Source organism: Citrobacter sp. T1.2D-1 (assembly GCF_950098555.1).
GTDB classification, from domain to species: Bacteria; Pseudomonadota; Gammaproteobacteria; order Enterobacterales; family Enterobacteriaceae; genus Citrobacter_A; species Citrobacter_A telavivensis.
The window spans coordinates 52,762-76,193 of the sequence record NZ_CATNHH010000045.1 but is presented as its reverse complement, the minus strand read 5'-3'; the positions used below and the strand labels follow the sequence as shown (position 1 = coordinate 76,193).

Annotated in this window: 31 protein-coding genes; 10 read left to right on the top strand and 21 right to left on the bottom strand. The window is 49.8% G+C overall.

Going from position 1 to position 23,432, the window contains the following annotated elements; genetic code table 11:
- Positions 1-23 precede the first annotated feature (23 nt).
- The 19 genes from QQZ17_RS20145 to QQZ17_RS20055 all read right to left on the bottom strand — a co-directional run bounded on the left by QQZ17_RS20145 (position 24) and on the right by QQZ17_RS20055 (position 14,535).
- Positions 24-1,436, bottom strand: a complete 1,413-nt coding sequence (locus QQZ17_RS20145) for an OprD family outer membrane porin (RefSeq protein WP_152405745.1) — start codon at positions 1,434-1,436, stop codon at positions 24-26.
- Between the two features lie 49 nt (positions 1,437-1,485).
- Positions 1,486-2,244 carry an SIS domain-containing protein gene (locus QQZ17_RS20140; RefSeq protein WP_152405746.1) on the bottom strand — a complete coding sequence of 253 codons (759 nt, stop codon included), beginning with the start codon at positions 2,242-2,244 and terminating at the stop codon, positions 1,486-1,488.
- Positions 2,241-3,407 (bottom strand): glycoside hydrolase family 88 protein, encoded by a 1,167-nt coding sequence (locus QQZ17_RS20135; RefSeq protein WP_152405747.1) that lies wholly within the window; start codon positions 3,405-3,407, stop codon positions 2,241-2,243. Before QQZ17_RS20135 ends, QQZ17_RS20140 begins: the two co-directional genes overlap by 4 nt.
- Before the next feature lie 9 nt (positions 3,408-3,416).
- Positions 3,417-4,121, bottom strand: a complete 705-nt coding sequence (locus QQZ17_RS20130; RefSeq protein WP_152405748.1) for a sugar isomerase domain-containing protein — start codon at positions 4,119-4,121, stop codon at positions 3,417-3,419.
- A gap of 3 nt (positions 4,122-4,124) precedes the next feature.
- Positions 4,125-4,616: a PTS system mannose/fructose/N-acetylgalactosamine-transporter subunit IIB gene (locus tag QQZ17_RS20125; RefSeq protein ID WP_046475985.1), complete on the bottom strand. Its 492-nt coding sequence runs from the start codon at positions 4,614-4,616 to the stop codon at positions 4,125-4,127.
- Between the two features lie 27 nt (positions 4,617-4,643).
- Complete coding sequence (locus QQZ17_RS20120; RefSeq protein ID WP_152405749.1) at positions 4,644-5,423, bottom strand: PTS system mannose/fructose/sorbose family transporter subunit IID; 780 nt, start codon at positions 5,421-5,423, stop codon at positions 4,644-4,646.
- Complete coding sequence (locus tag QQZ17_RS20115) at positions 5,416-6,198, bottom strand: PTS mannose/fructose/sorbose/N-acetylgalactosamine transporter subunit IIC (RefSeq protein WP_152405750.1); 783 nt, start codon at positions 6,196-6,198, stop codon at positions 5,416-5,418. The genes QQZ17_RS20120 and QQZ17_RS20115 overlap by 8 nt, the downstream gene beginning before the upstream one ends.
- A 3-nt stretch (positions 6,199-6,201) precedes the next feature.
- Entirely contained in the window at positions 6,202-6,639 is a 438-nt protein-coding gene (locus tag QQZ17_RS20110) for a PTS sugar transporter subunit IIA (protein WP_152405751.1), read from the bottom strand.
- Positions 6,636-7,391 carry a GntR family transcriptional regulator gene (locus tag QQZ17_RS20105; RefSeq protein ID WP_235922399.1) on the bottom strand — a complete coding sequence of 252 codons (756 nt, stop codon included), beginning with the start codon at positions 7,389-7,391 and terminating at the stop codon, positions 6,636-6,638. Before QQZ17_RS20105 ends, QQZ17_RS20110 begins: the two co-directional genes overlap by 4 nt.
- An 841-nt stretch (positions 7,392-8,232) precedes the next feature.
- Positions 8,233-8,601 carry a TA system toxin CbtA family protein gene (locus QQZ17_RS20100; RefSeq protein WP_152405753.1) on the bottom strand — a complete coding sequence of 123 codons (369 nt, stop codon included), beginning with the start codon at positions 8,599-8,601 and terminating at the stop codon, positions 8,233-8,235.
- A 20-nt stretch (positions 8,602-8,621) separates the two neighbouring features.
- Complete coding sequence (locus tag QQZ17_RS20095; RefSeq protein ID WP_057101183.1) at positions 8,622-8,978, bottom strand: type IV toxin-antitoxin system YeeU family antitoxin; 357 nt, start codon at positions 8,976-8,978, stop codon at positions 8,622-8,624.
- A 25-nt stretch (positions 8,979-9,003) separates the two neighbouring features.
- The gene (locus tag QQZ17_RS20090) at positions 9,004-9,225 is read right to left on the bottom strand and encodes a DUF987 domain-containing protein (RefSeq protein ID WP_057101182.1); all 222 of its coding nucleotides are present in this window, start codon (positions 9,223-9,225) and stop codon (positions 9,004-9,006) included.
- Entirely contained in the window at positions 9,222-9,764 is a 543-nt protein-coding gene (radC, locus tag QQZ17_RS20085; RefSeq protein WP_152405754.1) for a RadC family protein, read from the bottom strand. The genes QQZ17_RS20090 and radC overlap by 4 nt, the downstream gene beginning before the upstream one ends.
- Positions 9,765-9,776: 12 nt before the next feature.
- The gene (locus QQZ17_RS20080; protein WP_152405755.1) at positions 9,777-10,220 is read right to left on the bottom strand and encodes an antirestriction protein; all 444 of its coding nucleotides are present in this window, start codon (positions 10,218-10,220) and stop codon (positions 9,777-9,779) included.
- Positions 10,221-10,250: 30 nt separating this feature from the next.
- Positions 10,251-11,072 carry a DUF932 domain-containing protein gene (locus QQZ17_RS20075; RefSeq protein ID WP_152405756.1) on the bottom strand — a complete coding sequence of 274 codons (822 nt, stop codon included), beginning with the start codon at positions 11,070-11,072 and terminating at the stop codon, positions 10,251-10,253.
- 120 nt (positions 11,073-11,192) lie between these two features.
- Positions 11,193-11,666, bottom strand: coding sequence for a hypothetical protein (locus QQZ17_RS20070; RefSeq protein WP_187696639.1), 474 nt, complete (start codon positions 11,664-11,666; stop codon positions 11,193-11,195).
- A 101-nt stretch (positions 11,667-11,767) separates the two neighbouring features.
- The gene (locus tag QQZ17_RS20065) at positions 11,768-12,232 is read right to left on the bottom strand and encodes a hypothetical protein (protein WP_152405757.1); all 465 of its coding nucleotides are present in this window, start codon (positions 12,230-12,232) and stop codon (positions 11,768-11,770) included.
- Between the two features lie 306 nt (positions 12,233-12,538).
- The gene (locus tag QQZ17_RS20060) at positions 12,539-13,414 is read right to left on the bottom strand and encodes a GTPase family protein (RefSeq protein WP_152405758.1); all 876 of its coding nucleotides are present in this window, start codon (positions 13,412-13,414) and stop codon (positions 12,539-12,541) included.
- 200 nt (positions 13,415-13,614) lie between these two features.
- A complete protein-coding gene (locus QQZ17_RS20055) occupies positions 13,615-14,535 on the bottom strand; it encodes a hypothetical protein (protein ID WP_152405759.1) in 921 nt (306 codons plus the stop codon).
- Between the two features lie 726 nt (positions 14,536-15,261).
- Between QQZ17_RS20055 and QQZ17_RS20050 the strand changes: the two genes are divergently transcribed.
- The 10 genes from QQZ17_RS20050 to arsA all read left to right on the top strand — a co-directional run bounded on the left by QQZ17_RS20050 (position 15,262) and on the right by arsA (position 22,070).
- Positions 15,262-15,843 carry a rolling circle replication-associated protein gene (locus QQZ17_RS20050; RefSeq protein ID WP_152405760.1) on the top strand — a complete coding sequence of 194 codons (582 nt, stop codon included), beginning with the start codon at positions 15,262-15,264 and terminating at the stop codon, positions 15,841-15,843.
- A gap of 93 nt (positions 15,844-15,936) precedes the next feature.
- Positions 15,937-16,149 carry a helix-turn-helix transcriptional regulator gene (locus tag QQZ17_RS20045; protein WP_152405761.1) on the top strand — a complete coding sequence of 71 codons (213 nt, stop codon included), beginning with the start codon at positions 15,937-15,939 and terminating at the stop codon, positions 16,147-16,149.
- Between the two features lie 103 nt (positions 16,150-16,252).
- On the top strand, positions 16,253-16,786 hold the full coding sequence (locus QQZ17_RS20040; RefSeq protein ID WP_152405762.1) for a secretoglobin family protein: 534 nt from the start codon (positions 16,253-16,255) through the stop codon (positions 16,784-16,786).
- 10 nt (positions 16,787-16,796) lie between these two features.
- Positions 16,797-17,180, top strand: a complete 384-nt coding sequence (locus QQZ17_RS20035; protein ID WP_152405763.1) for a putative zinc ribbon protein — start codon at positions 16,797-16,799, stop codon at positions 17,178-17,180.
- A gap of 330 nt (positions 17,181-17,510) precedes the next feature.
- Positions 17,511-18,122 carry an inovirus Gp2 family protein gene (locus tag QQZ17_RS20030; protein ID WP_152405764.1) on the top strand — a complete coding sequence of 204 codons (612 nt, stop codon included), beginning with the start codon at positions 17,511-17,513 and terminating at the stop codon, positions 18,120-18,122.
- A gap of 139 nt (positions 18,123-18,261) precedes the next feature.
- The gene (locus tag QQZ17_RS20025; protein WP_152405765.1) at positions 18,262-18,585 is read left to right on the top strand and encodes an ArsR/SmtB family transcription factor; all 324 of its coding nucleotides are present in this window, start codon (positions 18,262-18,264) and stop codon (positions 18,583-18,585) included.
- A gap of 1 nt (position 18,586) precedes the next feature.
- Positions 18,587-19,300, top strand: coding sequence for an arsenical resistance protein ArsH (arsH, locus tag QQZ17_RS20020; protein ID WP_152405766.1), 714 nt, complete (start codon positions 18,587-18,589; stop codon positions 19,298-19,300).
- A gap of 8 nt (positions 19,301-19,308) precedes the next feature.
- On the top strand, positions 19,309-19,854 hold the full coding sequence (locus QQZ17_RS20015) for a sigma-70 family RNA polymerase sigma factor (RefSeq protein ID WP_152405767.1): 546 nt from the start codon (positions 19,309-19,311) through the stop codon (positions 19,852-19,854).
- Positions 19,855-19,929: 75 nt separating this feature from the next.
- Entirely contained in the window at positions 19,930-20,292 is a 363-nt protein-coding gene (locus QQZ17_RS20010) for an arsenic metallochaperone ArsD family protein (RefSeq protein WP_020839050.1), read from the top strand.
- 20 nt (positions 20,293-20,312) lie between these two features.
- Complete coding sequence (arsA, locus tag QQZ17_RS20005) at positions 20,313-22,070, top strand: arsenical pump-driving ATPase (RefSeq protein WP_088376533.1); 1,758 nt, start codon at positions 20,313-20,315, stop codon at positions 22,068-22,070.
- Between the two features lie 73 nt (positions 22,071-22,143).
- Here the strand turns inward: arsA and QQZ17_RS20000 are convergent, their stop codons facing one another.
- Together QQZ17_RS20000 and QQZ17_RS19995 are read right to left on the bottom strand one after the other, a co-directional pair.
- Positions 22,144-22,512, bottom strand: a complete 369-nt coding sequence (locus QQZ17_RS20000; RefSeq protein ID WP_020839048.1) for a winged helix-turn-helix domain-containing protein — start codon at positions 22,510-22,512, stop codon at positions 22,144-22,146.
- A 63-nt stretch (positions 22,513-22,575) separates the two neighbouring features.
- On the bottom strand, positions 22,576-23,388 hold the full coding sequence (locus QQZ17_RS19995; protein ID WP_152405768.1) for a sulfite exporter TauE/SafE family protein: 813 nt from the start codon (positions 23,386-23,388) through the stop codon (positions 22,576-22,578).
- Between the last annotated feature and the right edge of the window lie 44 nt (positions 23,389-23,432).

The window sequence follows — 23,432 nt, the reverse complement described above, 5'->3', positions numbered from 1 at the left end:
TTAGCTATTCAGACGGGATAACCTCAAAATATCTTCATGCTGTAACCGACGATAAACTTCACGTCGTTACGGTCGGTTTTATAGTTACTGTCCGTCGCGCGGAACAGCGCCGGTAGAAGGGTAAAGGAGAGCCCTTTTGCGATACCGTCGGTCACCTGATAGCGTGCGGAGAGGTCGAACGACGTCATCTTCCCGTCATACTTTCTCGCCGATCCGGTCTTGCTGACATCGGTGACGACGTGCCAGCCGTAGGTTCCGGCACCGCCGAGGGTCAGTTCCGGCAAATTAAAGTCAGCGAAGTTATAGCTCACTCCCACACGGATCGCTCGGGCACCCGACACGTTGAAATCTTCAAGTTGCGACAGCGTCGGCTGATAGTCACGCTTATCTGAGTTCGCCCACGGGGTTAAACGGAAGTTGTAATCTCCGGTATTTGGCGCGTAGTTCTGGCTGTAACCGAGAGACCATACGGTGTTGTTGTGGCTCAGGTTAAAACCAATCCCTACGTAGTATTCCGTCGAAGGATCCTTAATCTTCGACAACTCTTCGATATAGCGCGCCCCCTGGTAGAAGAGCTTACTTTGTAGTGAGACGTCTTCCGCCAGGGTGTCGTTACGTTCAACCAGCGCCTGCCAGTTGCGGCGATAGTCTTTACCTTCACCATATCCCACATCGAGAACGGTATTGCTGAAGTTGTAGACCACTCCCACCGTATGAATGTAATCGATGATCTTACCGGCCTTGATGGTAGTGCCGTTGTCATTAAGACCATCGGCGTTATTCTGGTGCCAGGTCGTGGTCATCGGTTTAAAATTACGACTCCAGTCGTTCTTGAAGCGGTCAGCCCAGGCATAGGTCAGTTTCAGCTTGTCGAGGGTTAAGGCACTGTCAAAGCCACGGAACGCGTGAGGGTTAAGTCCCCAACTGCTTTTGACGGTACCGGAATTGATAGGGGTATAGCCCGCCGCCAGCTTAAAGTTTGTGCCTTCCTCGCCAAGATTCAGCTTCAGCGCCGCAACCGACACGCTCATGTAGGACTTTTCACACGGGCTGAACTCACCTGTCTGGCCGCATTCATAATCGTAATAGAGAATTTCAGACTGTCCGACGGTATGTCCGAGTTTGATGTTGGCATTGCCCCAGAAGTCAAAACCAATCACATCCTTGTAATAGCCAGAAATGTAGCTAATCGCAACGTTCCCGGTCTGGTTTTGGATCCCGGCCGGACCGAGTCCGTATTTCCCGGAATTCGGGTTTTTCACTGCACGGTGACGAATATATAACGAGGTATTGAGGTTTAATTTGCCTTCATCATAAAACGCTTTCTCAAACTGAGAAGGCGCTTCATAATCGGTTTCCTCTTCCGCAAAGGCATGGGGGGTAATAAAAAGCAACAGCGGTGCACACAGAGATATTCTGAGTTTATGACTTGTCATTATTATATACCTTATTAAACTCTATTTTGTAGGGTGAGGGATGTACTACTTATTTAAAATCATTATTATTCGTGAGTTCCGGAATTTGTGTGCCGTATTTCTCCAGCAGTCTTTCATTATGCTGAGCAGCGTTAGCAATATTCCCGCTTAAAAATACCGGTAGACATTTTTCTTCGCGCCCAAGGTTCGCGATAACTTCGGCAAACAGGGTGTGCATAATAAAGAGTCCAGTCATTGACGACACCGGCGCAAACGGTGTTGCGTGACCGGGGATCGACAGCACCGCGTCCCCAATCGGCACCTCGTTGTCTATTGCCATCTCTACGCAATCCCGCAGTTTAAGGCCGGCTTTGTGCTTCGACGGCTGGGTTTCAGCATACAGGAAACTGGTCAGCGCCAAGGTAAATGCACCACACTGTTTCGCCCAAAGCGCCGCATCTACCGGGGCTGGATTAATCCCGGACGTAGAGATAATAATTAATGCGTCTTTATCCGTCAGGTCATATTTTTCAAGATACTCGGCAATATAGTCATTCTGTTTTTCATAATACGATGAAGCCGCCGCGCCCTCATGCAACATTAATGGCTCGATAAATATAGGGCGGACGGGGGCAATACCACCGGCGCGATAAAATACATCCTCAGCAAATATATGGGAGTGACCACACCCGAAAATATAAATCACGCCGCCTTGGTTAATTACCTTTGCCAGTTTTTCGGCGGCGACGGTGATTTTATGGCTTTGCTGTTGGGCGATGTTATTAAGTTTTTTTTGGACAATATCCAGATAACTATCAATCATTGTCATAACCAGTATCCTGACCATTGCGGTTGGTAGATTCGGTATAACGCTTCCATATAAAAGTAATCTCCCCAGAGAGTACATTCATCAATGCCTTTACCGAGGGCATACGCGTAAACACCGTGTTTGAGTAATCCTTCGCAGGCGTCATCACCCTGAGCAGAAGCACCAGTCATGAGTGCCTGTAACAATTGACGCGCCAGTTTCTCGTAGCCAGCATCCGGGAAGTGTTTGTGCGCTTCCAGCAGGCCGCAGATGGCGATCGCCAGCGCCGAACTGTCTTTTGGCGCATCCGGATCCCCGGCGAGCAGTAAATCCCAGGCGGGAACGCCGTCTTCGGGTAGATGGCGGAAGAAGTAGTCGCAGGCCTGCTGCCACAGCGCATAGTGGTCGGTTTCTCCGGTTGCTGACCAGTGAAGAGGGATCCCGAGGATTGCCCACGCCTGACCGCGCGCCCAGCAGGAGTGATCGCTATAGCCCTGGAAGGTTTTCCCGTGCGAAGGGGCTCCGCTCTTCGGATCAAAATAGAAGGTATGGAAGGTGGAGCCGTCTTCGCGAAAGATATTATTGATAACCGCCGCATAGTGGCGCTCCGCTACCTCACGGTAACGTGACTCACCGCTGATCCGCGCCGCCACGTGCAGCAAGGGGAGATTAATCAGGGAATCGATGATAAGGCGATACTCCTGCGGATCGTTAAGCGTCCCCCAGGCTTGAATAAAACCCGCGCTATCGTGAAAACGGTTCACCAGCAGGTCTGCTGCTGCCAGGATAAGCGGCGTTAACTCGTCGCGCGTCGTCAGCTTCCAGTAGGCAACCGCTGACAGGCTGTAGAGGAAGCCGATATCGTGGTGATCCAGAACATGGTGCGCCGCCAGACGCGCCTTGAAACTCGCCACGTTACGTTCAACGCCCTCAAGATTCGCCGTTTCACCGCTGAACTCCCAGGCGATAGCCTGCATTCCGGTCCAGAAACCGTTGGTCCAGTCGTTGTTCTCTTTCAGCACATAGCGGTTATTCTGGGTGCAGGCGGAGGGGAACTTCTCGCCATATACCGCGATATTGCGCGTAATGCGATGCGCGCACACTATCAGTTCGTCGCGACAGGCGTCGAGAGTAAGGGCAGGAAAGGATAGCGATGCGCTGCGCGTCGATAGAGTGTCTTTCATGATTTCCTCCTAGAGCGTAAACACGCGCTCTTTGTACTGGCGCATCAGTGAATCGTTGTATTCTTTGCCGCCCGGCAGATTGATGCTGCGCATCACCGGCGGTGCAATGCCCTGCTCCAGCAGTATTTCGATGCAGCGGATCACCACGTTATTAATGATGAAGGCCGCAGATAGCGATGACACCGGACCAGTCATAATATTGTCGTTATTCATGCTCAGCGTGCAGTCACCCGCCGGGCAGGCGTTATCGAGCACAACATCGGCAAAGTCACGAATGCTTTCGCGGGTTGACGGCGATTCACCGTTGTTGCTGGTGATAACCACCAGCTTCAGTCCCTGCTCTTTCACCTTGCGCGCCAGTTCAACGTGCAGCGGCTTGGTGCCGGAGTTGGAGATAATCACAAAGCAGTCTGACTCACGCAGATCCAGTAACCCGGAGAAAACATCGCCAATCCCCTTAAGCGAATCGAACCAGCCGGTTGGGCCATAGAACTGGTCGATAGCTTTGGTGTTAACCAGACCGCCAGCGCGACCGGCAAGTTCGACTGCAGCGGCAAACGAGTGGCCGGAGCCAAAACCGTGAATAATGCCATTGGCTTTGACGCACCCGGCGAATAACGCCGCGGCCTCCTCAATAGCGGTACTCTGGGTCTGAAATACCTGGTCCAGAGTCGCTAACACGTGCTGATAATACTGCTGCTGATGTGGCGACATTCCTTATCCCTTATCGGCTTTTAAAAACTCGGTGATACTGGTATTCGACTCTTCCGGCGTCATCTGCGCCGTAACCGCCACACCTTTTGCCAACAGGGTATTGATGGCGGCAATCTCAACATCATTGACGCTGACCGAGCGCTTAATCTGTCGGCGATCGTCTTTGTTCGACATATTACCGATGTTGAGTTGGGTGACCGCGATGCCACAGTTCACCAGCTTTAGCGCCAGCTCTGGTGTTTTCAGCAGTACCAGCACACGCTGGCCGTCATAGTTACCGGCGAGGATATTTGCGCTGGCTTTCTCAAAAGAAAGAATGGAGGTGTTACAGCCTTCCGGCGCGGCGCTACGAAGCAGCATTTTCTCAACGTCATTCGCGGCCACGGCATCGTCGATCACCATAATGCGGTTGGCGTTGAAATGGCTTACCCAACGGGTAGCCACCTGGCCGTGAATCAGTCGGTCATCGACGCGGATGTGAACAATGCCTTTCATAATAACTTCCTTAAATCAATGTGTTACTTAACCGAGAATATTCAGGTTGTAGCCAACGATGCCTAACGCGATCAGCACAAAAATGACCCGCGTTGAGTTCATCTTTTTTAGCCCCAGCAGCCAGTAGGTGAATGCCACGACCAGCAGGGGGATAAGCCCCGGCATAATCTGGTTGGCAATATCCTGTAACTTGAGCGACACCTCGCCATAGCTGAATTCGAAATTGAGATTTGCCTTCACTACCGCGGGAATCAACGCCCCGATGACCGTCAGCCCAAGAATATTAGCGGCGCGGGTAATTTTGTTGAGGCTGTTGGTCAGCGACCCCAGCAGGTTTACCCCTTCCTGATACCCTTTGCTGATGCTAAAGCGCATAAACAGCATGCGGACCAGAGAAAACAGCAGCCAGAGGATAAGTCCTACCGGATTGCCTTGCAGCGCGAGGTAAGAGGCCACAGAGCCAATGATCGTGGTCGGAATGACAAAGAACAGCGTGTCGCCGATGCCCGCCAGCGGCCCCATCAGGCCAGTTTTAATCCCGGCAACCGCATCTTTACCCGCGAGCCCGGTCTGTTCTTCCAGCGCGATATTCACCCCGAGGATCCCCGGCGCCATGGTGTTATTGGTATTAAAGAACTGGCTATGTACCCTAGCGGCCTCTTTCTGCTCTTCAGGCTTTGTATACTTCTTCTCAAGGAACGGGTAGATGCTATACAGATAGCCCAGGCCCTGCATTTTTTCGTAGTTCCAGCCAGACTGACCGAACAAGAACCAGCGCCAGAACACGCGTTTTAAGACTTTATTCATCACCCATTGCTCCATTTGCAGGGGATTCGGTAGGTTGCGCAGCCTGCTTTTCTGAATTGAAGACATAGAGCGCAATCGCCAGACCCAGTAGCGCGGCACCCAATACCGGCACTTTCAGATAGGCCGCCAAAAAGAAGCCCAGAATCAGGAAAGAGATGTTCTTTTTAATCGGTAAATAACGCAGCAGGATGGCGATCCCCAGTGCAGGCAGTACTCCGCCAGCCACTTTCAAACCGTTCATAATGGATTCCGGGATCCAGGTCACCACGTCATTAACGAAGGTGGCCCCGAGGATCAGCGCCAGCAGCACCGGCAGCATACGAGACAGCGAAATCGGCACCTGGCCCAGCAGGTTCATTCTTGCCGCCGCCTTCACCTGCCCTGCCTCAATCAGCGCATCTGCCTTATGGTGAATAAAGGTGTTAGTGAAGCGGGCGAGAATATCCAACTGCACCATTAAGAGGCCAATTGGCACCGCGATGGTGGCGCCAAACGCCGCCCCCTGGCCGCTAATGATGGCGAAAGTGGTACCCAGCACCGCGCCGGTCATGTAGTCCGGGATGGATGCGCCGCCGAAGTTACCGACGCCCAGTACCAGCAGATTCAGGGTGCCGCCGACGATAAGACCTGTGGTCATATCGCCCATAATGAGCCCGGCAAAAAAACCGGCCATGCTTGGTTTGACTAACCCTAGCGTGGTGTTATTGCCATCGTAAATCGCCAGCCCTGAATAGAGCGTCAGTAACGCTATCTGCCAGACTGCAATATGCTCCATTTTTTACTCGTCTCCATCGTCTGTTGGCGCGGTAAGCGCCGCTTGCTGTAAATGGTAAATACCATCACGCGCCGTGGTTATTATTTCATTCAGCGAGGCTGAATTATGTTGTTCATCGATGGTCATTGCTATTTCAAGAATTAAATTTAAATTCATCCCTGACAATAGAGTAACGTTATCCCAGAGGTCGTTACGGACAATAATTTCCATCACCGAGTTATACGGTGAGCCACTTTTTAAATCAGAGAGAATAATAATTTTTGAGTCTATTGCGTTGAGCGAGGCTATTTTATCGAAAAGCTCCTGTTTAAATATCGTTATCCCTTTCTCACCCTCTAACTCAACAACATGGAGGTTAGGCTGCACTCCGAGAATCAATTCAGTGGCTTGTCTGGCACCGCTGGCGAATCTCCCATGAGAGATTAATAATAGTTGATTCATCCTGCTCCCTTATCTGGCGTTCTTATTTCAATATAAAATGACTCGAGTCGTTTCCAGGTTTCAATATATTCAATGACCAGACCTTGCTCATCAAAGGTAAAGCGCTTCATCAAGATAACGGGCTGATGAGTTCCAAGCTTAAGAGCCTCCAGCACCTCTGGCGCGGCCACACTCGGAGCGCAGATCGTCTGTCGATAGGGCATCGTATACATATCAAGACCATTGTTAACCTTAAAGGCCTCATAGATAGAACTGAGTGCCGAATTTTTCACTGTCAACTTACTGGAAAAATAGCGGGCCGGTATATGGGAAATTTGCAACGCATAAGGTATGTTACTGTCAAATTTCAACCGGGCAATACGGTAATATCTTTCTTCCTGGCCCAATCCGAGTTTTTCTTTAATGCTTGGGTCATCTTCCAGAACACAGTCAATGACTTTAACCGACTGTATCCCTTTTAAATCATTATCTGATTCTGAGAAAATAATCGTCTCATTGCGCTTGGCTTTTGAAACAAAAGTCCCTTTACCCTGATAGCGAATTAAATAACCTTCATTGACCATTTCGTGAATAGCACGAATTACAGTGGCAGAACTGACAGAGTAGCGCTCTTTTAATTCTGATTCGCTATAGAATTTCTCGCCAGGTTTAAAAACGCCATTCCTGATTTCATCTAACAATGCCGACTTTATCACCTGATATTTCGCTGACTGTACTGTTGCTTTCATCGTTTGGCCAGTTTCTGTTGTCATTAATTTTATTTCGTAGGCTTACGATACCTGCACCTGATTACGCGATCAACTGCTCAAAGCAACTTAACCGGTTAACCTGTTAAGTTGTGTTCAGGATTGTGATGGACTTCGCAATTCAGCGCTGCGTTTCAAAACACAGCGCCTTGTACCTTCCCTGAGAATCGTCTCAACCTGTGGCACGCATCTATAAAACAGCGCGTTATTTTAACCAGGCCCATGCTCCATTTTTATGCTGTCAGGCAGTACGATAAGTCCAGCAAATGACCCCGTTTGGGTTGTGTGAACTCACCACTCCTTTATCCGCCACGGTTACTGGACCAAAAACGTAACAGGGATAAGCATGAAAAAGTTAATCTGTATGGCGTTATTGCTGCTCTGTGACACCTGTTTTGCACAAAATACGGATGAAAGCCGTCAATGATGCAGTAAAATATGCACCTGGCCATGCACTGTGGTGAAAAAGCGAGCCTGGAGAAAATGGACAACTAAACCTGCAACTTGATGCAGTATCGTGGACGAAGCTCTATCCGGGGATTTTGGCAGAGGAGTAAGTTGATCTTTGTTGAGGAAACTTACTTACATCAGCAGTTACATGGGAACATTCTCTTGGTGTGACAATAGGTAAACCAGAGATTAACTGCTTGATTTGATGGGATAATAGGAACATAACACACCGCATATTCTCTTTGATAAATATATATATTTTCTTGTTTCATCTTTATAAATGCCCCCTTTTGTGCCCCCACCTTGTTTTTCATGCGACTCGATGAGACTTTCATCGAGTCGTTAATCTCATCAAATTCTTCACGTATCGTGGAAACCTTTGCAGATTTCCATCCCCTCACAACCGTGATCGGCTAAGAACAATATTACTTACCTCCCTGTAAGAACACCGGCTCATCAGCCCGCACGCTTTCCTGGCTTGAAGAATGTCTGTCGCAGTCAAATATGGTGCTTGTACCTGAGAGGTAAATCCATTGCGATCGATACGAACTAACTCATATTTCTCTACCAGAAAGTTAACGGCATTAGCCAGAGTGATACCGGCATCGATATGCTCCTTTATAACGGTTTCATCATTAAAAGGTGTGTCGCTTAGCATCAGACCATAGTGCTGTTCAAGCAGACGAGTAAGTAACATTTGCCAGATAGTCACGGGCGTCAGGCATGGCTTCGCCGCCCGCATATTTGTTGCAGGTAGAAATTTCATTTTTTCTCTCGTGAAAATAATTAACGTTGAGTGGGATAAACGGCGATGTATACGTAGCCACAACTACCAAGCGTATCGGCTTCGCAGGTGAGTCCGTTGTGGTAAAGCATGACGCTGTGTTGATAGCGGGGATTGAGCTCGCCACTGATGAGCATTAGTTCCAGTTGTTTGAGTATTAATGGAAACGCCTGGTCGAGGCTCAACGCATCCTCGTCGCTGAAAGCACCATTAAACCCGGCGCGGTCAGCGAGAAAATGCACCCGGCTGCCTTCCTGTACCAGACGAGCTCCAAAACAGGGTGTAATAGCGCGTTTAAGTCCCCACGGCTGGCTGGCTGGATTCTCCGGCTTGGTACCGGAGTCTGAGTGAATGCTCATTATTGTTCCTGATTAAAGGGAAGGATTAATTGAGAGTGACGCTTCGAAGAATGACATAGGGACCATTGCGATCATGACGGCGCTCAGCAAACACGGCCAGAACGCCGCGTATGTCCTGAACTTCCCGGCCAGCATAATGGCAGATACTGCCAGACCATTTATATTTACCGGTACAGAAGCGAAACAGTCGGGAGCCAGGATGTTGCCGATATAGAGCCATGGCCTGGCGCTTACTGATGATTTTCATATCCAGCCTCGCTCCGCAAACGACACAATGCCATCCTGACCGACAACCAGATGATCGAGCGTTTTCACATCAACCAATCCCAGCACCTCCTTCAGTTTGTCAGTCATATGGCGATCGGCTTTGCTAGGCTCCGGATCGCCGGATGGATGGTTATGCGCCAGTACGACAGCTGCAGCATTGAAGCGAAGCGCTGACTTCACTACCTCACGGGGATGGACCTGGACATGGTTGATCGAACCAGCAAATAGCATTTCGCTCTCCAGTAAACGATGCTGATTATCGAGATAGAGAACCATAAACACTTCCCGTTCTTGTCCTGCCAGCTGTAACCGAAGCCAGTCACGTGCTGCAGTGCTTGAGGTAAAAGATATGCCGGGCTGGTGCAGATATTTATCCAGCAGGTTGATAGCGCGGCGAATGGTCCGTTGGGCATAGGGTGTCAATCCGGAAGTCGCTGGGAGCAGGCAACCATGCTGGGCTATAACCGTCAGCGGAAAGAGTTCAGGCTGCGATGACACCGGGGATAATGCGGTATTCATGTTCGGCATTCCTCAGTTGATGAGAGGCATAATGGCACTGCGCTCTGGATGGTTCAACGCGAAGTCACGTAAGCGATAATAATGCTCGGTCATCGCGTCACACTCGGTACGACAGGCGTGGTGGCTGTATGCCATCAGGCAGGCGACTATCCCTGCCGCTTCAGGAGTAAGTTCCGCACCGTTGCCATTCATGTTGTTAAACAATGCCCACTTTTCATCGTGCTCTGACTCAGGAGCCATAAAAGCACCGCCGTTACTGAGCGTCAAAAAGTTCCAGATACCACCGTGGTAATCGGCACACAGGCGGTCCATCCAGGCAAAGATTCGGGGCTCAAGGGTTATCCATTGCTGGATGGAGCCAAAGTGCTTCGGCCAGAAGCCGGTGCGTAACTCGTCAGGGACCACTGAAGCAGTAATTGCTGTCTGCTCAGCGAACTGAGGGTGTTGTGTATCCATTAAACTATCTCCTTATGCCGGAACTGTTATTTAGCACCCGAAAAACTCGAGCATGTTTTCTGCCATAACCCAAAGAGCGCGGTTGAGCTTCACATCGCCATCAATACCGGTAACGGCCCGGGTGCGGCTGCTTTTCCCCTGAGCGGTTCGCCCTGACAATCCCCCTTTCATCAGGTTCTCCTGTACCCGCTGATAGACGGTCCACAGGTCATCGCTGTAGTCTTCCCGACGACGAGGGGTCAGCAACTGCGATACCGTGACCGGCTGGTGATCCTCACCAAAGCGATACTTCAGTGCGGCATTCGCCAGCGCGTGACGGGCCGGAGCTGGCAACGCCAGTGACTGCATTGCATCGCGTTTCTCCTCTACCCGGTCAAATACGCCGAGCACTTCGTAAGCCCCTTCAATCACCTTCTCAACAACATTCCCTTTATGCGGTACCCGCACTTCTCCAAATGACTGACCGCAGACCAGACCGTTGGTGCAGACACCACGAAACAGCCCTGGTAGCATCTGGTAGCTTGATGACCCGTCATGGCTATTAAGTAGAATAATTTCCGGCACCTGATGCCCACTCAATTGCCCGGCACGACGCAGGCGCAGCATGTGTTTGGTGTGCTCCCGCTTACTCAGGTCACGAACCTTTGTCTGGCAGGCAAAGAACGGCTCAAAGCCTTCACGCTGCAGGCTTTCGAGGATGGTGATGGTCGGGATGTAGGTATAACGGTCTGAACGAGATTCATGCTTGTCACTCCCGAACACGCTGGGGACATGACTCATCAGCTCTTCGTGGGTCAGAGGCCGGTCACGGCGTATCTGGTTAATACGGCCAAAGCGGCTGGCTAATCGCATGGCTAACTCCTTATCTGATAATGAAATAAAAACAAAAAAGGCCATGTTCCCGAAGGAGCATGGCCTGTTGCTATCTGGTGTTGGTACGTAGCGGGCTGGAGAGGTCTGAAACGTGAGTAATTAATCGCTGTAGTGTGTGGTCCGGCACTCACTGAGGTCAGACAGCTCTTTTTGCGTATTCTTTAGACCCGAGCTGAAGGAGCCAACTTTGTTATTGTTGACATAAACATCGAAATTAGACGACTGACCCAGCGCGTCAATAAATGACACCCAGGCATTATCGCCATTCCTCCAGCCCAGGGATGACGGTAACGGATACTGGCTGTCATTCATCACCACGGTGATGTCGGTTCCGTCATCGTGAGAATTCAGCAAGGTACCGTCGGGCAGGGTCAGGTATACGCTGTGCTGCAGCACATTCTGCTCATCAGGGCTGGTGGTGCAGTTAAGATTGAAGACCACCTTCTCCGGACTGGTGATGATGTATTCGGTCACGCCCTGGGCGAATCCGCTGCTCCACATATTGGGGACGGCCTGTACAACGGAGGCTGAGGCCAGCATAACCACCGCCAGAGAGGTGTGAGATAAACGCATAAGTGATTTCCTTTCATTAACATCAGAGGGAGGGGCATCCGTCAGGGCGCGCTGAAGCGCTCCGGGAACCCGGGCGACCTTAGTTCACTTCATCAACGCTCTTATCTGTCTGTCGTTTTGTCCTTCCATTTTGGCCGGTTGCTACCCGAAAAGGATTTCACCAGCGACCAGTATTCCACCGGGAATCGTTTTACCAGTTCCCCGTTGAGACGGACATCAATAGTCCGGTACTGCCCGTTGTTCATGGTCCCCTGACTGAAGTAAGCATTGCTACTGCAGGTCCCCGTGTCGTACTGGTTCCAGGCTTTTTCGGGTTTGCCCACCACGTAAAAATCCCCCAGGGCGCAGCCGTTAGTGGATTTACGATTAACAATGGCCACCCTGTTCGTTGCCGCCAGCACGATGGTGCAGGTGCTGTGTTTTCCGCCACAGACATCCCATAACACTCGACCGCCGGGGTCCTTAAACGACCAGATGGTATTCGCCGGAATATCGGTACGTTCCTGGGCCGCGGTACTGAGACTGACGCTGAAAACCAGCGCAAAAACTGCAAACCTTCTTTTCATTTTCATTCCTTAGCCATTTCAGAAAATCCGCAGTCAGCACCCGCAGCGGTGACCATATCGCACTGCAGGCTGAGCGGATGGATTTATTTATCGATCGATAATAACGATCGATAAAATAGATATCGATCGTTACATTCTATTAATAAGGGTGAAAGTTGTCATCCCTTTCGGAGAAAATGTGTGACAGAACAGGGACTCAGGTATCCGGTGCCACGAAGCGGGAGCAACGAGTGTTCTGATTAAAAGAAGTGGGTCTGTGAATGAGGCTCATGCCCACGGATGAGCGGAGGAGGATAAAGTCCGGTTTCAGAAGAAAATCCAGTCCCAGACGGCACGGGCCACCGACACCACAGCGTCCCGCACCGTGCGGATCACCGCTCGCACGGAGGCAGGAAGAAAAGAGGAGGACGCTGCCATATCAAACACGTCCCCCACCGCACTACCGAAACCATCACGGGCCTGCTTTTTTACCGGTGCCGTGCAGAGCTTACCGTGCAGCTGTGTTGCCAGCGGGCTGGAGGCCCGGTCAGGCAGGCAGCACATCATGGTCTCCACCATTGTGTCCATCCCCCACCCGGTTCTGGCTGACACCACACAGACAGGATGATGTGGCAGGAACAGGTGCTGTACAGCGCGTCGTTTCGCCTCAATTGTCAGCTGCTGGTCCGGAGAAGGCGTGTTGTCGGCGAGATCCCATGTGTGGCAGGGTTCGGCCTTGTCAGCCTGATTGATGACGAACAGTACCCGATGCTGGTACGCCAGCATGACCTTTCGATAAAAATGCTCATCCACCGACAGTGCGCGATCATCAGCTTTGATTACCCACAGTACTAGGTCCAGTTCAGGCAGGATGCGGCGGTACAGTGCGGTATATTCCTCGTCGCGTTGCGCGCTTTCACCCACACCGGGTAAATCGACCATCATCAGGCTGTGACTGCCATTGCGGAGTCTGAAGCGCAGCGCGTCGCGGGTACAGGCATTCACGTCGCTGACTGGCGTGACTTCCCCCTGAAACAGGGCATTGCAGAGGCTGGATTTACCGGCCCCCGTTTTGCCCATAATGCCTATCACAGGCTCGTACCGGGTAAGACTGCGAAGGCGTTCAAGAATGTGGCTGCGGATAGCGTGGGGCAGAGAAGCCAGGGGTTTCTCAATGGCCTGAAGGCCGTCAGATTTTTGCATACGGAAGTCTCAGCGTGAAAAACAAAAAGCCCCGCGATCTGAGAAGGATGCGGGGAGATTCACGGAGATAATATCTGTCTGAAAATTTTTGGAATGCGGGCAATTAATATACGACTCGTCTACAACAACATGTCGGTATCAGACCTCACGTTGTGAATATGCTGACTGATCCCGACAGGATGAGTACTGCCGCGTTAAGGTCAGAACTTTACCTTTTTGTACCTCTGGTATTCTTCAAGTATGAGTTCCTTCAGCATTTCACCATTATTCAGACGCCTTGATCTCGACAACGCCCTGAGTTTCTCTCTTGTGTTAACATCGAGATAAAACTGAATATTAATGTTTTCCTCCTGTGATTTTTTATATTTCCGGCTGGCTTTTTTCTTGTTAAATGTTTGTCTGAAAGTTTTAACATCTTCATCGGAAGTCATAAGTCTGGTTATCCAGACATCAAACGAGAGAAATATTGCGTGATAAATATCAGCAGAATCAGGAAAATCAATAAGCTCACCACAGGCAATATTTCTGTCCTTCAGATACTGCCAGGTCCAGATGCAGTCATCACTGTTCTCCGGCCTGAGGTAACTGAATGGACTCCGGCTTTTAAAGGCTTTTATCCATTCTGATTTTACTCTCTCCAGCCAGATATGAATTAATTCTTCATCCGAGAGTAAGTCTATGATTTTCAGGGTCTGAATGATCTGAGCTCTTGAATCAGAGGGAAAACATTGAGTTTGTAAGTAATCATCCCGGATAACAAGTTTATTTTTACTATAAAGCTTCTGTAAAACTGAGTTTTGATTCTCCCTGATAAATATCATGAGCTGATACCATGTAAAAAGACAGGCCCTTTCACTGCTACCTATCCATGATATTCTCTCTGTCGCTATCAGTTCTCTTTTAGATCTTATGATCATATTCCCGATTAATTCGTTAAGTTCCAGGGCTGTCCGGGTGCCAGCAATATCCTCGCGATGTTTTTTAATGTAGGCAATGTAATTTTCGGGTTTATCAAAAGGATCTGATGGCATGATTCTGATGCCGTATCTGGACAGAAAAGAAGAATAATACGCATTCAATCTTTCATTCAACACTTCGCGCGACAGGATTTCACCACTCATTTTCTTTATTTTCAGCTCGTTTTTTAAACAAAATAAGGATATAAAAACTATACAACATTGAAATAACAACGAATAAATAAGGCGATGAATCTGTGATTTGGCGCATAGAAAACCACTGAAAACGCCTGCTACGCAGAGGTAAAACGATTCCTTTCTCCTGCCACACACACGGATGGGTGAGACAGCAATGCAATGCTGGCTCAGTACTGATTATTGATGCAACGCCTTACGTCAACGAATGTGGTCACGCCGCTAAACTTTACGTCATTACCGGTTACTATATTTAAGCAGGAAGCATGATAAACACCTCCCGATGCTTACTGAAAATTATAAGGCCAGCACATCCAGGAACCCGATAAAAGACGCCTTATCAGGCCCGGCATCTGAAAAAGAGATGTAATGCATGCTGGCTATCAGCAAGGGACTGTTTGTCTGGAAATTAATAATTAAGGTTAATTGGTATTATAGGGAAGTGGATCTCAGCATATACTCGTGATACCTCAGGCTTCAGATTACTCGTGCCCTCTCAGTCTCACCAGACCTGGTCTGTGCTGCCATCCCGGCATGTATCTTCACGTTTATCGTGTATATAACTACTGTCCCTCCTGGGGAGGCCACATTACTGACAGTAACAAATTGAATATGGCAGGCAGGTAACACGTCCTGCGACAGTGCAAAAAAAACAGCACCCGCTGTTCCTTTGAACTCAACTAAAGGAACAGCACAATGAAAAGACATTACCCACACTTTAAAAAAATCACTCCCGATGATTTCCTGCTGAATCTGATTAATCACCATCTTAATCAGCTCCTAGCATGTCACGCTAAGATACTGGCATTTCGAATGGATTTTGATTACCAGCGAGGTACCAGCCGGTTCATTCGTAATTCCTCCGCAGAAATACAGGATGATCTCAGAGAGCTCACTCAGGCGATGATGAACCTTCCAGGCGTTATCGGTTGTTTCTGGGTGCTGGAATGGACATCAGAAGGAGAGGTACATGCCCATGCGATTTTTTATCTTAATGGTCAGGAGCATCAGAAATCATTCCCATTTATTTTACAGGCGGGAGTGCTGTGGCAACAGATTACCCATGGTGAGGGCAAATACCAGAGATGCAGGCCACAGGAATATCATCAGGACAATATTAACAATGTTGTTGAATATCACAACAACGAAGCCATCGACAGCCTGAGACGTATAGCCAGCTATCTGGCAAAAGAAGACCAGAAATACGGATTACCAATCTGGGGATACAACGACATTCCTTCGCCAGCCAGGCAGGGCAGACCGAGGAAGTTTAGTTAGTTTTTTACAGCAGCACCGGTTGCTATGCCGGAGCGGGCAGCAACGTTTAATCACCCGACTCCGGTACCCATTCAGCTACCGGAGAATCAAACCATGACCAGTAAACCTTCCCTGTCTGAAGACCAGTTCGTCGATATGGCTTTTATCACCCGCCTGCTGGGGGTCAGTGATAAATGGATTTACCGACTCATCAAGGATGGCCTCTATCCAAAACCCATCAAACTTGGACGAAGTTCACGCTGGTTGCAAAGCGAAGTCGAAGCCTGGCTGCAGGCCCGTATTGATGCATCCCGTCCTCAGCGCTAAACCCCTTCCCGTTCGTTAACCCAAAACCAGTGCGTCATCTCGTATCCGCCTCTTGCGGAGTCTTACGGCTGCATGTCAGTTACTCATTTAAGGAATATCAGAAATGAACAATTCACCCTTACTCAACCATTACCAGGTCTGGCTGGATGATTTTACCCGCGTCAGTCTGTTCCATGGTTTATGCCAGCAGCACATCTCGCAGTGGCACAGGCTGGCGATAACCGCCTGCCCGATGCCAGGCAGTAGCGTAACAGAAGTCGTCATTCCACAGTGTCTGCTGCCGGTCACCCGCACCGGTCGACTGGGATCATGTACTGCCGCCCCCGGTCTGACTAAACACACCGATTATGCCCTTCTGCCCGGTGTGCTGCTTAGCGAATGTTATCGACTGGGGAAAAGTCGGCTGGCAGACCAGTTACAGATGTTATTCCGGCTTAATGTACAGCCCGGTATGCGCCAAGCGCTGACCCTGCTGTGCTGGTGTGAGCTGGCAACAGGTAAGGATATGGAGGAATGGTATGCGCTGCATCTGCCACTGCCTGACACGCTGACGCAATGGTTGGCAGTAAAACAGCGGGCATACCGGGGACTGAAGACGCTGACTGACGGTTACATTCGTGCCACCCAGCCGATGTGAGGGACGGATAATGCTGATACCAAAATGCTATATTGCACAGCGTAAAACCGGTGAGATTTTCGCTGTCAGCCAACTGAATTCAGGCGATGAAGAGTGGTTCTGCCATCACTGCCAGTGCCCGTTGATTTTCCATCCCCCCACCATAACGTCACCGCCCTGGTTCGAACACGACATACTTCAGGGACAACCAGAAGCACTGCTGCAATGCCCCTATCTGGCCCCCGTCAATGGAAAGCCTTCAGCAGTGGCTAAGCTACAGCGCCTTCTGGCACAACTCCCACCGGTCATCACGACCACACAATGGCAATGTACCATGTGCGGCCTGTCATATGGCGGTGAGAAGTGCTGCCCTCAATGTAGAAAAGGGATATACAGTCGGGAGATACGAATTTAGCGATACGTACCAGGCAATCATGGGATTGATTGGTACACCAGAAAGTTATTATATGCGGGGATATAACTTCGGAGTAAAAATCAATCACTTTCCATCACCCTGCCACTGGTGCTGGTGGATTGAGCATTAGTACTCCACGACGGGTTGGTAATATTAATTGATTAACCAACTGATATATAAACAATACTACCCCAGCACCACACCCTATACGCTCACTCATACACGACAGCCTTAATGGCTGGTATCACCCTTTAAATCCTTAATCCCTTTAACAGCCCATTACGGGTAAGGCTTTGCCCTGCCCGTAATTCATTACCCAAGGAAAATTATATGTTTGACAATATCTGTCTCGATAGACGGCATGCACCATTCAACACTACTTACCTGCAGCGTATTCTACGCGTTATAGATAACGCGACTACAGAGCACGCACGCACGATGGCAGTTCGGGTAGATCTGCGTCTTCCTGACGATATTCCCACTAACCGGCAGGGTCTGATATCTCGATTCATTGAATCCCTTGATGCAAAGATTGCAGCGCGCTACAGAAGTAAGTTGAAGCAGGGTAAACGAACATATCCATGCCACCTTCGCGATGCCTGGGTTCGGGAGGTAGGTGAGATTAATCAGAAATCGCATTACCACATGGTGTTGTTCGTGAATAACGATACGTTCAATGGACTGGGGAGTTACAAAGAAGACGGGACGGGCCTGGCGTCTCTGATACGAGAGGCCTGGTTGAGTGCTTTACAGCTTAGTCACTGCCCAGAGCACTGGACGCTAGCCCGCTTTCCCGATAATCCACTTTATTACCTGGACGTTAATTCCGCTGGTTGCAACGAGGTTTATGATCAACTGACGTTTCGGTTAAGTTATTTTGCGAAAGAACGCACCAAAGATTACAGCAGGGAAGAACGGTCCTTTGGATGTAGCCAAAACTAATTGTTAATCAAAGAAAAATTGTTTTTAAAATCTTTACCCCGCTGACTTCTAACCACTTATATCGATTGGTGAGGCCTTGGAAACCTCCAAATAATACGCTATATTTCCATTTTTCCAGAAATATAGAAATGAAATGCAAGTGGAGCTTTCAAAAGCAGCAGATACCCTGAAAGAGCTGGGTCATCCCACGCGCCTTAGCGTTTACAGAGAGCTGGTTAAAGCCGGGCATGAGGGGTTACCGGTTGGCGAACTGCAGAAGCGGCTCGAAATCCCTGCGTCTACGTTGAGCCATCATCTCTCATCGCTGATATCAGTCTCTCTGGTACGCCAGGAGCGCAAGGGTAGAACGCTCTATTGCCATGCTCGATATGAGAACCTTGAGGCTCTCATTACCTTCCTGACAGAAGAATGCTGCTCAGGGACTGACGACTGCCTCACCCTGCCCCAGAAGACGGAGAAGTAAAATGACAGGCGATCTTAAGAATGTTGATTCAGGTTTGTTTGACACCTCAATCACAGAGGCAAGATTCGGTATTCCTGCCATTCCCCATCCTCCTCGTATCCTGATGCTGTACGGATCTGTACGTGAACGCTCTTACAGCCGATTAGCAACGGAAGAAGCAGCAAGACTGCTGACTGCGATGGGTGCAGAGGTGCGGATCTTCAATCCCTCTGGTTTGCCTCTTCCTGATGATGCACCAGATTCGCATCCCAAAGTCATGGAGTTGCGTGAGCTGGTTCGTTGGGCCGAAGGCATGGTGTGGTGCTCACCTGAACGCCATGGTGCAATGACCGGCATAATGAAGGCTCAAATCGACTGGATACCTCTATCGGAAGGGGCCGTTCGCCCGTCGCAGGGGAAGACGCTTGCCGTCATGCAGGTCTGCGGTGGCTCCCAGTCTTTCAACGCCGTAAACCAGATGCGCATTCTTGGCCGTTGGATGCGGATGATCACCATCCCGAATCAGTCCTCTGTGGCAAAAGCCTGGCAGGAGTTTGATGAAGATGGACGCATGAAGCCGTCGTCTTATTACGATCGCATCGTGGATGTGATGGAAGAACTGGTGAAATTTACTCTGCTGACCAGAGGTAGCTCAGCTTATCTCGTCGATCGCTACAGCGAACGAAAAGAGTCTGCAGAAGAACTTTCCCGGCGGGTTAATCAGAGCAAAATCTGAGGGCTGGTATGAGTGATGTAACGGCATTCAACAACTGCATGAGCGTGTTCTGGCGACAACATGAAGCCGAACTCTCTCGCTTCCTGACATCGAAGACAGGTGATAGCGAAAAAGCAGCAGACCTGCTGCAGGAGCTATTCCTGCGTGCCCGCGCTCATTCAGACAGTTTCTGCGAGATGGAGAATCCACGAGCCTGGCTATATCGGGCGGCGAGGAATCTACTGATTGATGAGTACCGCACCACCAGGGAGTTTGTTGAGCTGGAAGAAGATGCCCCATTAACAGACGCATCCCCTGATGCAATCTCAACGCTGGATATTTGCCTGCCTGAAACATTACAGGCTTTACCCGAAGATGAGCGGTGGTTGATTGAAGAGTCCGACCTTAACCGGCGTCCCCAGCAGTCTCTGGCCGATGAACTGGGAATCACGCTTACGGCGTTTAAATCCCGTCTTCTTCGGGCCAGAAAGCACCTGAAAGAAACGATGACAGAACTTTGTCAGATTGAGGCGGATGACACGTCTCCCGTCTGCTGCCACAAAAAAATGAATTAAGCGCACATCTTTTTCCCATTACCTTCGTTTACCTCAGTGTAAAGCCAAATGACTAAACACTGAGGTAAACAGTCCATGTCAAAAATTGAGATCTTTGAAGCAGCAGGTTGCTGCGCAACCAGTAGCGTTGTGGTCAGCGACGAAGCAGTCAAATGGAACGCCAGCGCCGAATGGGCGAAAAAGAATGGCGTTGATATTCAGCGCTACAGCCTTGCGAAAAACCCGCAGCAGTTCCTGAATACCCCTGTCATCAAAGAGTTTCTGAACACATCAGGAATGGAATCCCTCCCTGTCACCTTGCTTGACGGCAAACTCGTAATGGCAGGAAAACTCCCGACCCGTGAAGATATCGCCCGTTGGGCAGGTATTCCGCTGACTCAGGACTGGAGTGAAGACAGCACGCAACCACGCTGCTGCAGCATTCCACGTATGCCTTAATTCCAGAGGAAATATCACCGATGAATATGCCATTTTTAAAAGACATTCCCCCGTTCATCTTCTTCACCGGTAAAGGAGGCGTGGGTAAAACATCTCTGGCCTGTGCTACTGCGGTATGGCTGGCCGATCAGGGTAAGAGAACGCTTCTGGTGAGTACCGATCCGGCTTCCAATGTCGGCCAGGTATTTAGCCAGACTATCGGCCACCGAATCACCGATATCACCACCGTAGAAAACCTAGCCGCGATGGAAGTTGATCCGATGGCTGCAGCGCAAGCTTATCGTGACCGCGTGCTCGACCCGGTTCGCGGGTTGATGCCAGCCGATGTAGTCAGCAGCATTGAAGAGCAGCTTTCAGGTTCATGTACCACGGAAATCGCTGCGTTTGATGAGTTTACTGGTCTGCTCACCAATCATGAGCTGCGGGAAAAATATGACCATATCGTATTTGATACCGCGCCAACCGGCCACACCATCCGCATGCTTGAACTGCCGGGAGCCTGGAGCGGTTATCTCGAAGCGAACCCTGATGCCGCTGCAAACCTCGGACCTCTGGTAGGACTGGAGAAACAACAGCACCAGTACTCTGATGCGGTTAAAGCGCTGTCTGATGCAGCACTCACGCGCTTAGTGCTGGTTGCCCGTGCCCAGGCTTCAACACTGAAAGAGGTTTCCCATACGCACGATGAGCTGTCTGTTATCGGTTTGCAGCATCAGCACCTTGCCATTAATGGTGTGCTGCCGCCGTTTGCGGGTGAAAATGATCCACTGGCGCAAAGTATTCTGGCTCGGGAAGAAAAAGCATTACAGGCAATGCCTGATAATCTGGCTAATCTTCCCCGCTCACAGCTGTATCTGAAGCCATTTAACCTGGTCGGTCTGGAAGCCCTGCGGGAGCTATTTACCCAGAGCAACGCCGCACCGGCTCTTCCTGCTACCACGCTGAATGCTCTGGATTTACCGAAACTTGCTTCACTGGTTGATGAACTGAGCCAGACAGGCAAAGGGCTGGTCATGACGATGGGTAAAGGCGGTGTAGGTAAAACGACCATTGCAGCATCGGTCGCGGTATCGCTGGCGAAGCGTGGTCATAAGGTCCACCTGACTACATCCGACCCGGCGGCACATCTGTCTTACACGCTGGATGGTTCGCTGCCAAATCTTCAGGTTAGCCGTATCGACCCGAAGGTAGAGACAGAGCGTTATCGCCGTTTTGTACTGGAAAACCAGGGCAAAGGGTTAGATGCAGAAGGACTGGCGGTGCTGGAGGAAGATCTCCGCTCGCCATGTACTGAAGAGATCGCCGTCTTCCAGGCATTCTCGCGGATCATCAAAGAGGCCGACGACCATTTTGTCATTATGGACACCGCGCCAACGGGTCACACGCTTCTGCTACTGGATGCAACTGGAGCCTATCACCGGGAAATGGTGCGCCAGATGGGGCAAACACATGACCATGTGATGACGCCAATGATGCAATTGCAGGACCCGGAGAAGACAAAAGTGATTATCGTGACGCTTGCCGAAACGACACCTGTACTGGAAGCAGCAAACCTGCAGCAGGATTTGCGTCGCGCTGGCATTGAGCCGTGGGCATGGGTTGTTAATAACAGCCTGGCGGCAGCTGAACCGTCTTCACCTTTCCTGAAGACCAGGGCGAACCGCGAGCTCCCTCTCATATCTGATGTGGAAGAGCAGTATGCAGAACGCATTGCATTAACAGCGCTACAGAGCGAAGAGCCTGTCGGTATTGACCTGCTGGAAGATATGGCGAAGTAACAATAAAGGGGGCATTAGCCCCCTTCATGCTTTGCTGTCGCTCTATTTTCCCGATGGATAATAAAGACCTCTGTCATTTTCCAAAAAGTATCTTTTCAAGTTCAATTAACTGTTGCTGAGATTGCTCATTGAGGTGGGCCTCGGCCTGGTCATACCAGGTCAGCAGGCTACGCCCCAATGGCGTCAGAACTGTCCCACCACCTTTGTTACCACCAGTGGAAGTGATTACAACTGGCTGACCAATTCCCTTATTCAAAGTGTCAATTAAGAGCCATGCTCTTTTATAAGGTATCCCCAAATCTTTAGCTGCCGCCGAGAGAGAGTGAAAACCATCAATTGCTCTTAAAAGGTCAATCTTCCCCGGCCCCAGAGAAATGTTGTCATTAATATAGATCCGTGGTCTGACTAATATTAAGTTCGATTTAAGGGGCTTACTTTTCATTCTGATACCTTTTTCAAAATCATTTTCTCTGTGATGCGGAATAGTCCAAAGCGTAAACCACCATCATCTTTGCCGGGTATGCTTAAAGGTTTTGATTGCGGAAATAAGCAGTACCACGCCCAACAGAGTCATAAGTACTCTTACCGGGAACATACCGAGCATAAGGCCCCCAACAGCGGCCCCTATAACGGAACCGATGACCATCCACACAAAAAGTTTTTTCTCTTTTCTCAGGATCTGGAAAGCATCAGCATTAGTGTAGCGAGAAAAACCCACAATCATCGTCGGTAAACTGATCATTAATGACAAACTGCCAGCCAGTTTAATATCAGCCCCAAAAAGGATAACAATGGTTGGTATAAGGAGCTCTCCCCCTGCAACACCCAGCAGAGCAGCAACATTCCCGATGAAGAAACCCGCAATAACACCCGCAATAATGGTCGCGATTCCGGGCTGGAATAATCCAGCGGAGCTATCATGCAAAGGCATCCATGTTTCTGAAAGCATGACGAATGACAGGATAACAAGCAGGAGCAGAATGGTTCTGTCCAGCCAAATACGGGACATTTTTATGGCTCTTCCTGCTGCCCACCATGCACCGATAAGGCTCCCGGCCAGCAAATTGATGACAATATCAAGATGAGCAAACAGCTGGTCGATGGCGATGGATTTTGTGCGGAATATCAAAGCAACAGCGACAACAGTAAGGCTCATTGCTTTGTTAAAAATAACCGCTTCCAGCGTCGGCATTTTGAAACTACCCATCAGGACGGGAAGGCGGAACTCAGCACCACCAAGACCAATCAAGCCGCCTAAAGCACCTATTAACGTGCCTGATAAAAAACCTTTTCCATTCCGTTTCGAATCTGATGACATGTATTTACCTTTCCCGTTATGTCATTTTTGACATAACGGGAAAG